The sequence below is a fragment of the Saccharothrix violaceirubra genome (assembly GCF_014203755.1).
Classification (GTDB): Bacteria; Actinomycetota; Actinomycetes; order Mycobacteriales; family Pseudonocardiaceae; genus Actinosynnema; species Actinosynnema violaceirubrum.
The window spans coordinates 336,052-348,141 of sequence record NZ_JACHJS010000001.1 but is presented as its reverse complement, the minus strand read 5'-3'; the positions used below and the strand labels follow the sequence as shown (position 1 = coordinate 348,141).

At 72.1% G+C, this 12,090-nt stretch carries 9 protein-coding genes; 1 reads left to right on the top strand and 8 read right to left on the bottom strand.

Going from position 1 to position 12,090, the window contains the following annotated elements; all coding sequences use genetic code 11:
• Positions 1–25: 25 nt before the first annotated feature.
• The 8 genes from imuA' to F4559_RS01715 all read right to left on the bottom strand — a co-directional run bounded on the left by imuA' (position 26) and on the right by F4559_RS01715 (position 10,175).
• The gene (imuA', locus tag F4559_RS36945; protein WP_513851360.1) at positions 26–925 is read right to left on the bottom strand and encodes a DnaE2-dependent mutagenesis accessory factor ImuA'; all 900 of its coding nucleotides are present in this window, start codon (positions 923–925) and stop codon (positions 26–28) included.
• Between the two features lie 359 nt (positions 926–1,284).
• The gene (gene purH, locus F4559_RS01745) at positions 1,285–2,865 is read right to left on the bottom strand and encodes a bifunctional phosphoribosylaminoimidazolecarboxamide formyltransferase/IMP cyclohydrolase (protein WP_184665832.1); all 1,581 of its coding nucleotides are present in this window, start codon (positions 2,863–2,865) and stop codon (positions 1,285–1,287) included.
• Positions 2,862–3,497, bottom strand: coding sequence for a phosphoribosylglycinamide formyltransferase (gene purN, locus F4559_RS01740; protein ID WP_184675357.1), 636 nt, complete (start codon positions 3,495–3,497; stop codon positions 2,862–2,864). Before purN ends, purH begins: the two co-directional genes overlap by 4 nt.
• A 56-nt stretch (positions 3,498–3,553) precedes the next feature.
• Positions 3,554–5,113 carry a cell division protein PerM gene (locus F4559_RS01735; protein WP_184665831.1) on the bottom strand — a complete coding sequence of 520 codons (1,560 nt, stop codon included), beginning with the start codon at positions 5,111–5,113 and terminating at the stop codon, positions 3,554–3,556.
• Between the two features lie 107 nt (positions 5,114–5,220).
• Positions 5,221–5,892, bottom strand: a complete 672-nt coding sequence (locus tag F4559_RS01730) for a DUF5336 domain-containing protein (protein ID WP_184665830.1) — start codon at positions 5,890–5,892, stop codon at positions 5,221–5,223.
• A 167-nt stretch (positions 5,893–6,059) separates the two neighbouring features.
• On the bottom strand, positions 6,060–6,950 hold the full coding sequence (sucD, locus tag F4559_RS01725) for a succinate--CoA ligase subunit alpha (protein WP_184665829.1): 891 nt from the start codon (positions 6,948–6,950) through the stop codon (positions 6,060–6,062).
• Between the two features lie 2 nt (positions 6,951–6,952).
• Positions 6,953–8,122: an ADP-forming succinate--CoA ligase subunit beta gene (gene sucC, locus F4559_RS01720; protein WP_184665828.1), complete on the bottom strand. Its 1,170-nt coding sequence runs from the start codon at positions 8,120–8,122 to the stop codon at positions 6,953–6,955.
• A gap of 448 nt (positions 8,123–8,570) precedes the next feature.
• The gene (locus tag F4559_RS01715) at positions 8,571–10,175 is read right to left on the bottom strand and encodes a hypothetical protein (protein WP_184665827.1); all 1,605 of its coding nucleotides are present in this window, start codon (positions 10,173–10,175) and stop codon (positions 8,571–8,573) included.
• Between the two features lie 739 nt (positions 10,176–10,914).
• Here F4559_RS01715 and F4559_RS01710 point away from each other — a divergent pair.
• Positions 10,915–11,667, top strand: a complete 753-nt coding sequence (locus F4559_RS01710) for a M23 family metallopeptidase (protein ID WP_312865432.1) — start codon at positions 10,915–10,917, stop codon at positions 11,665–11,667.
• Positions 11,668–12,090 lie beyond the last annotated feature (423 nt).

Below are 12,090 nucleotides of genomic sequence, written 5' to 3'. Positions count from 1 at the left end.
GCGCCGGAACGCGCCTGATCGAGGTTCACACCCGATAGAGATTCCTGAACGCCGCGATCCGCGGCTCTGAACGCACAACTCGCGGTGTCCGAACGCATGACTCGCGCGAAGCCGAACCCCGGACCGCCCCATCTCGCACTGCCCGAGTGCGTATTTCAGGGTGCCCGAGTGGAGGACTCGCGCGTTCGGGGTGCAGCGGCCGGCGAGTGAAGGTCCTGGCCAGGGGTCGCGGCCGGGACCCGTCCTCGCGGGTCCGTGGGCTGACGCGGAGGTGTTCCCCTCCTTGCGGGCCACAGGCTTCAGGCAGGCATGCCCCGAGTGCATGATTCGCGGTGCCTGAACGCACAACTCGTGGTGTCCGAGTGCACATTTCGTGGTGCCTGAACGTATAACTCGCGCGTTTGTGTGGGCGAGGCACTTTCAGGGTGTCCGGGTGGAGGACTCGCGTGCGGAGTAAGAGGGGGAACGTGGTGGACCGGGGGCGGGCGGCGGCGCCTCGGCCGGTCGCGTGCACGGTCAAGGTGCGCGTGCGCAGAGGTGTGCCGCCGTCCGGGGAAAGTCCGTTCCACGGGCCGAAAGAAGGGGTCAGCTCGACGTCGGCGCCGGGCCAGTCCAGACCGAAAGGGACCAGGACCGCCTTGCGCACCCGAGCGCGGTTCGACAGCTTGCGGGCCGACGCGGCACTCACCGGCGTCGCCACCGCCACGATGTCGAACCCGTCCAGCAGCGCCGCCACGGTCCGGTCGACCTCACCCCGGTCCCGACCCGGCCGGGGCACGAGAGCGAGTCGATGGACGGCCACCCCCACCTCGACCGCCGCGAGTGCCCCACACCGCGGCAGCCCGGCGACGACCGCCCACGACCCTTCCGCCGTCGCCGCGGCGATCAACGTGAGCAGCAACGATGCCGACGCGCGAACCGACACCGTGCTGCCACGTCGCAGGCCGCCCCACGGGAGGAGTCCCGCCAGTTCCCCGCGAACCGGCAGGACACGGGTGGGTGCCGAGGTCGACTCGCCGGCCGCGCCTACCCCGAGCGCGGCCACCGTCGCCGTTGTCGAACCCCGCACCGGAACCCTCCTCCCACGAATCCGCGCGCACCCCTGTGCGCGGACCGCCGTGGGAAGTCCGGCGACCTGTCTCACTCGAACTCGAACATCTGTTCGAACGATGGCTTGATCTTATCGTCCGGGGCCACCCCGGTGTCAATGCCCTGGATCGGGTGAACGACAAAGCCCGGGGGTCGTGCGGACGTGCCGCACGACCCCCGGGCCACGAACGATGATCAGTGGGCGAAATGCCTGGTCCCGGTCAGGTACACGGTCGCACCCGTCGCCTCGGCCGCCGCCAGCACCTCGGCGTCGCGCACCGAACCGCCCGGCTGCACGATCGCCCGCACACCGGCCTGGACGAGCACCTCGAGACCGTCCGGGAACGGGAAGAACGCGTCCGACGCCGCCACCGAGCCACGCGCGCGGTCACCCGCACGGGCCACCGCCAGCCGGGCCGCGTCCACGCGGTTGACCTGCCCCATGCCCGCGCCGACGGTCGCGCCGTCCGACGCCAGCAGGATCGCGTTCGACTTCACCGCGCGCACCGCGCGCCACACGAACGCGAGGTCCGCCAGACCCGCCTCGTCCAGCGCCTCGCCGCACGCCAACGTCCACGCGGCCGGGTCGTCGCCGGGCGCCTCGATCGTGTCCACGGTCTGCACGAGCAGTCCGCCCGACACCGGACGCAGCTCGGTACCGCCGCGCACCGGCGGCTCGGCCACGAGCAGCCGCACGTTCTTCTTGCGCGCCAACACGTCCACCGCACCGTCCGCGTAGGACGGTGCCACGACGACCTCGGTGAAGATCTCCGCGACCTGCTCGGCCAGCTCGACGGTCACCTCGCGGTTCACCGCGATCACGCCGCCGAACGCGCTCACCGGGTCGCACGCGTGCGCCTTGCGGTGCGCGTCCGCGATCGCGGCGTCGCCCTTGAGCGTGGACACCGCGATGCCGCACGGGTTGGCGTGCTTGATGATCGCGACGCACGGGTCGACGTGGTCCCACGCGGCACGCCAAGCGGCATCCGCGTCCACGTAGTTGTTGTACGACATCTCCTTGCCGTGCAACTGGGTCGCCGAAGCAAGGCCCGAACGCCCGTCGGCCCGGTAGATCGCGGCCTTCTGGTGCGGGTTCTCGCCGTAGCGCAGCACCTGGCCGCGATCCCACGTCGCACCGACCCAGCCGGGGAAGCCCGAGCCGTCGTCGTCGGGCGCGACCACGCTGCCCAGCCACGACGCCACGGCCACGTCGTACGACGCGGTGTGCCGGAACGCGTCCACCGCCAGCGCCTGCCGGTCCGCGAGCGTGAACCCGCCGGCCGTCACCTGCTCCAGCACCCACGTGTACCGGCTCGGGTCGACGACCACGGCCACCGACGCGTGGTTCTTCGCCGAAGCCCGCACCATGGCCGGACCGCCGATGTCGATCTGCTCGACGCACTCGTCCGGCCCGGCACCCGACGCCACGGTCCGCGCGAACGGATAGAGGTTCACCACGAGCAGGTCGAACGGCGCGATGCCCAGGTCGGCGAGCTGCTCGACGTGCGACGGCTTGCGCAGGTCGGCGAGCAGGCCCGCGTGCACGCCGGGGTGCAGCGTCTTGACCCGGCCGTCGAGCGCCTCGGGGAACCCGGTCACGGACTCGACCGGGGTCACCGGGATGCCCGCCTGCGCCAGGGCCTTGGCCGTCCCGCCGGTCGACACGATCTCGACGCCGGCCGCGTGCAGGCCCCCGGCCAGTTCCAGCAGGCCCGCTTTGTCGGAGACCCCGATCAGGGCCCGACGAACCGGCCGCCGCTGCGCAGGAGTGGTCACGGAATGCTCACCTTTCGTCCGTCAACGGTGCAGCCCTCGCGGGCCAGGCGGGCGAGCACGTCGACGAGCAACCGCCGCTCCACCACTTTGATGCGTTCGTGCAGGCTGTCCACGTCGTCGTCGGGGTCGACGACGACCGCCTCCTGGGCCAGGATCGGCCCGGTGTCCACCCCGGCGTCGACCAGGTGCACGGTCGCGCCCGTCGCCTTCACGCCGTAGTCGAGCGCGTCGCGGACGCCGTGCGCACCGGGAAAGGCGGGCAGCAGCGCGGGGTGGGTGTTGACCATCCGACCGCCGAAGCGGTCCAGGAAGGACGGTCCGAGGATCTTCATGAACCCGGCGGACACCACCAGGTCGGGCTCGTGCGCGGCGACCGCGTCGGCCAGGGCGGTGTCCCACGCGGCGCGGTCGGCGTGGTCGCGCAACCGCACGGCGAACGTGGGGACACCGGCGCGCTCGGCCCGGTCGAGACCCGCGATGCCGGTGCGGTCGGCACCGACGGCGACCACCTCGACCGGGTAGTCGGGAGCGGCGGCGGCGTCCAGCACGGCCTGGAGCAGGGTGCCGGAACCGGAGACGAGGACCACCACGCGCGTGGGGACGGGAAGCCGGAGTGTGGTCGCGGCGCTCAGCGTGCTCTCCTTGCCGATTGACTGTCACAGCAGCTCAGGAGCAGCCTAGGCGGTGCCTAGTCGCGCTTGCCGGGCAGGTCCTCCTCGCTCTCCGTGTCGGTGTCGGTGTCCGGGTGGGCGTCCGGGTCGGTGGTCACGGCCTCGTCGTCGGCATCCCGGTCGAAGTAGTCGTCGAGGTCCTCCTCGTCGACGAAGTCCGGATCGGACTCGTCGTCGAGATCCTCGGGATCGTCGGACTCGCCGGTGAGATCACCGTCGGGGTGGTCCTCCGGGTCGTCGTCGAGATCGTCCTCGGAGTCAGAGTCGGCGTCGTCCTCGGCTTCCGGCTCGTCCTCTTCGGCGACGGGCTCGGGCAGGTCCTCGTCGGCGGGCTCGTCGGAGTCGGAGTCGGCGTCCGGTTCCACGACGGCGGCAGCGGTCCCGGAGTCGGGCTCCACCTCGGCACCGGCCTTCGGCCCGGCGAACCACGCCACGATCCCGCCCGGTACCAGGACCCACCCGAACGTGAGCAACGCCAGCAACCCCGCCGGGATCGTCACCGGGTTGAACACGCCACCGCCGAGCGCACCGCCCGCCACCGCCGCGAGCACCAGCACGACCACCGCCGACGCCACCGCCGCGACCAGCACGGCCCGTGCCCGCGCCGCCGGCCGCCCGGCCGCGTCCCGCAACGACCACCCCACCAGCACCCCGACCGCGCCCGGCAGGATCAGCACCAGCGGCAGGACCGCGACGTGCTGCTCGGGCAACGCGGCCAGCAGCGGCACGGCCGGCACCGGCCCGCCGGTCGACGACAGCGGCCCCACCTGCACGACCCCGATCGAGAACCCCGAGCCCACGACGAACGACACCGCCCCGACCAGCGCGTTCGGCAGGTACGCCAGGCACAGCAGGAACAGTCCGAGCCCGGTGCCGACCGTCCCGTCGAACAGCAGGCTCGTCGTCGACCACGACACCAGCAGCCCCACGGCGAACATCAGCGCACCGGCCGCGACCAGCGCGGACAACCCGAGGGCCGCCGCGCGCAGCCCACGCCGCGCCACCGGGTCCACCCGTTCGAAGAGCAGGTCGACCAACCCGCACCGCTGCGCCACGCCGGACAGCGCGGCCACGCCGGACACCGCCGCGCACCCGAAGAACGCGACCGCCGGCGTCGCCCGCACGCCCTCGCCCTCGTCGCCCATCAGGAACGCGATCAGCCCGCCGACCGTCGCGTGCGCACCCGCGATGCCCAGCACCACGGCCCGGGCCTGCAACGGTTCGAACAGGCCGAGCCGGTCCGCCGCCGACGCCGCGGCCCGGTGCACCAGCAGCATCACCAGCGCGGTCGGCAGCAGCGGCAGCACGCCGAGCTGACCGCCGTCGAAGCGCAGCGGCACGTGGTGCGCGGCCAGCCAGCCCGGCGCGGCGGCGGCCAGGACGCCGGTCGTGGAGAACGCCGCGTGCGCCGCGGTCGAGGACACCAGCGCCAGCAGCGCGGCGACGGCCGCGTAGCCGATGACCACCGATCCCGCCGCGGTGAGCGTGAGCACGCGGACCCGCTCGGCCCGGGAGAACTCGGGCGGACGGACGGCGTACTCGGTGGCAGCGTGCGAAGTCGTGGGCAGCACCGGCATCTTTCCACTGTGTCAGGCGCGATGGGCCGTTCGGGTGAGGCACGCCGCGCACGCGAAGAGGGGTGGCGCCAGGTCGGCGCCACCCCTCGTCTACGGAAGATCCCCGCTCAGCTGGGCTGGGTGAAACCGCCGGGCGGCGTGCCCTGGCCGTGCTGCGGACCGGCCTGCGGCGGCTGCGCGAACTGGCCCGGCTGCGACAGGTAGGAGGTCGGCTGCGGCTGACCCGGCTGCTGCGGCTGCTGGGGCTGCACGGGCTGGTTGAACTGGCCCGACGGCGGACCGTACTGCTGCTGCGGGTGCTGCGGGTGCTGGACCTGCTGCTGCGGGAACGCGCCCGACTGCGGGTTCCAGCCACCGGGCTGGTTGTAGACGTTCGCCTGCTTGGGCGTGAACTTCACGACCTCGGCGTCGAGCAGCAGCGCGATCGCGATCGCCGCCGTCTGGAGCAGGGCGATGATCAGGATGACGATCTGCATGCCCTGCACGTCGGCTTCGCTCTTGATCAGGTTCTGGATGAGCCCGAGGAACGGCACGAGCGCGAACACGGCCGCCGCGTAGAGCAGCTTGGGTGCCTTGGGCAGCACCGACAGGCCGGACAGCGCGGCGGCGGCCAGCAGGTACTCGATCCCGGCCGACGACACGTCGTCGGCGAAGGACAGCAGGTAGGCGAAGACGCCCAGACCCGCACCCGCCAGCGGGAGGATCAGGTTCAGGTTCACGCCGACCGCCGGCTGCGCCGGACCCGGCTGCTGCTGAGGGGCGCCGTACGGGACGGACATGGTGAGGTTCCTCCTCATACCGACAGGCTTGACTCGCGTCGACAGAACGCTAGCCGATGTGCACTCTCCGACGACGACCGGACCTCGGTGGTTCCCCCGACCGCAGGTACGGCAAACGCGGAGAGGCCGCCCCGACCGGGACGGCCTCCACGCGACGTCGGACCGGCTCAGCCGAGCGACTTCATGATCTCCCGCATGAGCGCGGCGGTCTCGGACGGCGTCTTGCCGACCTTGACGCCGGCGGCCTCGAGGGCCTCCTTCTTCGCCTGCGCGGTACCGGCCGAACCGGACACGATCGCGCCCGCGTGGCCCATGGTCTTGCCCTCGGGCGCGGTGAAGCCCGCGACGTAGCCGACGACCGGCTTCGTGACGTTGGCCTTCACGTACGCGGCGGCCCGTTCCTCGGCGTCGCCGCCGATCTCGCCGATCATGACGATGGCGACGGTGTCGGGGTCGGCCTCGAACGCGGCCAGGGCGTCGATGTGCGTGGTGCCGATGATCGGGTCGCCGCCGATGCCGATGGCGGTGGAGAACCCGAAGTCGCGCAGCTCGTACATCATCTGGTAGGTCAGCGTGCCCGACTTGGACACCAGGCCGATCTTGCCGGGGCCGGTGATGTCCGCCGGGATGATGCCCGCGTTGGACTGCCCGGGGCTGATCAGACCGGGGCAGTTCGGGCCGATGATCCGGGTCTTGTTGCCGGTCGCGACGGCGTGCGCCCAGAACGCGGCGGTGTCGTGCACCGGGATGCCCTCGGTGATCACGACCGCGAGGCCGATGCCGGAGTCGATCGCCTCGATCACGGCCGCCTTGGCGAACGCCGGCGGCACGAAGATCACGGTCACGTCGGCGCCGGTGGCTTCGATGGCCTCCTTGACCGTGCCGAACACGGGCAGCACGTGGCCGTCGAAGTCGACCTTCTGCCCGGCCTTGCGCGGGTTCACGCCACCGACGATGTTCGTGCCCGACGCCAGCATCCGCTTGGTGTGCTTGGTGCCCTCGGCGCCGGTGATGCCCTGGACGATGACCTTGCTGTCCTTGGTGATGAAGATCGCCATCGTCAGACCCCCGCAGCCGCGAGCTCGGCGGCCTTGTCGGCCGCGTTGTCCATAGTGTCCACCACGGTCACGAGCGGGTGGTTCGCGTCGGCCAGGATGCGCCGGCCTTCCTCGACGTTGTTGCCGTCGAGGCGGACGACCAGCGGCTTGGTCGCGCTGTCGCCCAGGATCTGCAGCGCCTGCACGATGCCGTTGGCCACGGCGTCGCACGCGGTGATGCCGCCGAAGACGTTCACGAACACCGAGCGGACGTCCGGGTCGCCCAGGATGATGTCCAGGCCGTTGGCCATGACCTCGGCCGACGCGCCGCCGCCGATGTCGAGGAAGTTCGCCGGCTTGACGCCCTTGTGCTTCTCGCCCGCGTAGGCGACGACGTCGAGCGTGGACATGACCAGCCCGGCGCCGTTGCCGATGATGCCGACCTGGCCCTCGAGCTTGACGTAGTTGAGGCCCTTCTCCTTGGCCTTCGCCTCCAAGGGGTCCTCGGCCTGCTTGTCGACCAGCTCCGCGTGGGCGGGGTGGCGGAAGTCGGCGTTGGTGTCGAGCGTGACCTTGCCGTCGAGCGCGACGATCTTGCCCTCGGGGTCGCGGACGAGCGGGTTGACCTCGACCAGCGTGGCGTCCTCGGACACGAACGTGTCCCAGAGCTGCACGATGACGTCGGCGACCTGGTCGGCGACCTCGGCCGGGAACTTCGCGGCGGCGACGATCTCGTCGGCCTTCGCGCGGTCGACACCCTTGATCGCGTCGACGGGCACCTTGGCCAGGGCCTCGGGCTTGGTCGCGGCGACCTCTTCGATGTCCATGCCGCCCTCGACGCTGGCCATGGCCAGGAAGGTGCGGTTGGCGCGGTCGAGGAGGAAGGAGAAGTAGTACTCCTCCGCGATGTCGGACGCGGGCGTCACGAGCACGCGGTGCACGATGTGGCCCTTGATGTCCAGCCCGAGGATGGCCTCGGCCTTCTCCTGCGTCTCGTCCGGCGTCGTGGCGAGCTTGACGCCACCCGCCTTGCCGCGGCCACCGGTCTTGACCTGGGCCTTGACGACGACGGTCTGCCCGAAGCGCTCGGCGATGGCCTTGGCCTCGGCGGGGGTGCTCGCCACGTCGCCCGGCAGTACCGGGACGTCGTGGGCGGCGAAGAGGTCCTTCGCCTGGTACTCGTACAGGTCCACTCGGGTCTCCTGCGACGTCGGTGTCGGACGCCGCGTCCTCGCGCGCGGACCTTCGGAATGCTCCGGCGCTCCAGGCGGGGGCCTGGTGCGCGCACGTACCAGGCATCACCTGGAACGCCGGTGCGGCCTCGGGCGGACCGGCGCGACGCGGCTCGGGAAGACACTATCGACCTGCCCGGAGACGAACGCACGCCATACCCGTGAGGTGGGTCTCAAACGTGGTGAGGTCGATCACGACCCGTGATCGACGCCCTCGGACGCGAGTCCCGCTCCTGTCCGCGGCCTTGTTCGCGGGTGTCCGCGCGGTGTCAGCCCGGTGTGGGTTCCGGGTTCCTCCGGGTGTGCCGAGCACGCCTCGCGGTACCTCAGGACGCGACTCGTCGACCGGGCGTGCGACTCACGGTGTCCGAGTGGAGGACTCGCGCGGGGAACCACCCGAAAGAGCGGGTCAGCGGCGGCGGGTGGCGGCGGACGACGCGAGGAAGGCGGCAGCGGCGGCCAGGGCGAGCCAGAAGCCGGGGCCGGGAGCGGCGGACTCGGCACGGCCGGACGTGAGCGGGTACTCCAGGACCCGGACGACGAGCACCCCGGCGGCACCGAGGAGCAACGCGGAAGCCCGCGCCGGACGGGCCTTGAGCGCGACCAGCCCGGCCGCGGCCACGGCGACGAAGGCCGCCAGGAGCCCCCAGGAACCGATCCGCCCCGACAACGCGCCGATCGGCGTGAGACCGGGTGCCTCGATGACCGGCAGGACCAGCGCGCCGGCCGTGAGCAGCAGGCCGATCAGCACCAGGCCGAGCAACGGCAACGGCGCGGGCGGCACGGACGCGTCGGCCTCCTCGCGCTCGACCGCACCGGCCACCGCGCCGACCACCGCCGCGGCGGCGGCCACCACGACCGACAGGGCCGCGAACACCGCGCCCGCACCGGCCTGGACCGACGCCACCCGGGTGGCCGACGCGACGGCGTCGAGCGCGGGCACGGCGGCCAACGGCACCGCCGCCAGCGACACGATCAGCGCGGGACGCGCGGCGGCGTTGCCGAGCAGCACGAGCGCGCCCGTCGCCACCAGGACCGCCGCCGGCCACAGCGGGCGGGACGCGAAGTCGACCGGGGCCGGCAGCCCGGCGGGCAGGACGAGCTGGTCGGTCAGCGCGCCGACGACCGCGCCCGCGGCGGCGAGCAGCCCCAGCACGGCCGCGGCCACGTGCAGCCGACGGGGTCCGGGCAACGCGAGGTCGCGCTCGACGGCCGGGCGTTGCGGCAGGAGGAACACCGCGGCGGCGACAAGAAGAAGGAAAGGAGCGAAGCCGACATGGAGGCCGTCGACGACGAACCCGGACACCAGCGGCGGCAGGGCGAGCGCGACCAGCGCGGCGGCCAACCCGGCGAACGGCCCCTCGGGCCGGGCCGACGACGCGGCGACCACACCGATGACCGGCACCAGCACCACGAGCAGCAGCCCGCCCGCGAGGACGACACCGGGCGCGTCCAACGCGGCGCGCACCGGGACGAAGGCGTCGTCGGAACCGAACGGCGTCATCGCGAGCCCCACGGCCGCCACCGCACCCGCCAAAGCGGGCGGCGCGAACCGCGTCCGCTCCTCGCGGGGTTCGGTCGTCACCGCGCCGAGCACGAGCAGCCCGGCGGCGATCACGCAGGCGTGCCCGGCGACCACCACCCAGAACCCGGCCGTGACCGGCGGCGGGGACAGGGCGGAGAGGCGGGCCAACTCGGGCCGGGCGGTCATGGTCGGGTCGACGAGGAACTGGAGGTCGACCAGGGTCCGACCGACCTCGACCGCGGCCAGGACGGCCAGCGCACCGGCGAGGTCGTCGCCCCGGAACCGGGCGACGACGGCCACCGTCGGCAGGGCCGTGAGGAGGAGCAGCCACCAGGAGGCGAACGCGGGCGGGGAGTCGATCACGCCGAGCATGCCGCCGAGGGCCGTGAGAGCGGCGCCGACGACCGCCAGTACGGCGGCGACCAGGGTTCTCGTGCCGCCCGCGCGGTCCACGTCGAGGGCCGTGCTGGCGTCGTCCGTGCCGATCACCGAACCGACGCTAGCAGGGCGGCACGGGTGCACCGGTGCACGGCGACCGTTCGCCCGCCGGGACCCGAGCGGTCGCTCGCCACCGGACGGACAAGCAGGTACGGGCGAGCGGCATCGGACAGGGACTCCAGAGGCCCGACATTACGGACAAAGAAGAGAATGCGGACCGGAAGACCGCACGCGACAGGACCGCGGCACCCCTGGGATGTCCGGCGGAGGCGGGCCGTCCCGTTTCGCGGGTTGTCGTCGGGCCCCGCGGGCGCGGAACACCCCTAGTGACCGGCCGTTGGGCCGGTCGGGTTACCCACTGGGTGGGTGATTCCAGGTCGTTGCGCCCGAGATACGTGATTCAGGTCACGTTTTGCTCTCGACAGGTTTGCACCACCGTCGTGCACAGTGATCGCCGTCACCCATTGGAGGGTATGTGTCCTACACCCCATAGTGCCTGCACGTGCTGGGTCTCGCGGTCAAAAGATTACTTCGCGTAACTGCATTGGGGTCAAACCTGTCGACCGAGCGCGATCGACTGGACGTCTTTCCCGGGGATTGCCCTTAAGGGTCCCGCGCCGTTACTGTCCCCCGGTCCGTTGTCACGGTCCGGTCACAACGAGGACACCGAGTCAGTACCCCGACTGGCTCACCGGGATCCCCCGCCCGGTGTTCCTCCCCGGACTCCCCGAAGACGGAAGGCCAGGCTTTGTCTCAACACCGCTCCCCCGGCGGCCATCCGAGTTCCACCGTGCTCGACGAAGCGGTGGACCGTGCCGCGACGCGAACAGTGAGTTCGCACCGGCTGCCGCCGCCGCCCTCGGCGCTGCGCGGCCGGATCGTGGTCGCGGCCGTCGCCGTCGGCGCCTTCGCGGCGGCCGGCGCCGGTCAGACGCTCCACGCCCTGGGTTCGTCCTCCTCGGGCGACGAGGTCACCCCCCTCGCGAACAGCGCGCCCGACGGCGCCGCCGCGTTCGGTGTCGGTGGCACGGCGCCCTCCGCCCCGCAGATCGTCCCGGTCGCCAAGACCGTCGACGCGCAGGCCGAGGCGCAGAAGCTCACCAAGAGCCAGAAGATCACCGCCGACCGCGAGGCGGCCGACGCCGAGGCCAAGCGCCCCAAGTACGCGCGCCCGGCGAACGCCGAGTTCACCTCCGGCTACGGCGGTCGCTGGGGCGAGATGCACTACGGCATCGACCTCGCCGGCCCGATCGGCACCCCCATCTACTCCGCGGCCGACGGCGTCGTCATCGAGGCCGGTCCCGCGAGCGGCTTCGGCCTCTGGGTCCGCGTGCAGCACGCCGACGGCACGATCACCGTCTACGGCCACGTGAACGACTACTCGGTGCAGCAGGGCCAGCGCGTCAAGGCCGGCGAGCAGATCGCCCGCATGGGCAACCGCGGCTTCTCCACCGGCCCGCACCTGCACTTCGAGGTCTGGAACCCGGGCGGCAAGAAGATCAACCCGCTGACCTGGCTCAACGAGAACGGCGTCAGCGTCTGACATCGCACCTCCCCCGACCGTCGATCACGACGGGTCGATGTAACACCAGGGGTACGACAGTTTCGGCGGCTGAACGCGCCGACGGCACACGAAAAGGCCGGACCACCCGGAAGCGGGTGGTCCGGCCTTCCCCCTGTGGATCAATCCCCCGGCGATCCCTCGCCCCCCTGTGGCAAGACCGGCCCCCGACACCGGCCTGCCCCAAGCGGCCCGTCCGTCCCCGAACGTCCGGTTCCCCCCGCTTGGAACATCCCTAAAGACGCGCACCCCACCCCCGGGTTGCGCCCCGATCCGCGAAGATCGGACCCCCTGTCCGTGGCAACCGCGGCGGCGTCCGCGCGATTCCCGACCCGGCTGTGATCCATGCCCTCTTCACGGATCACTCGGAGCCGCGCAGGATGCATGCACATGCATTCTAATGAG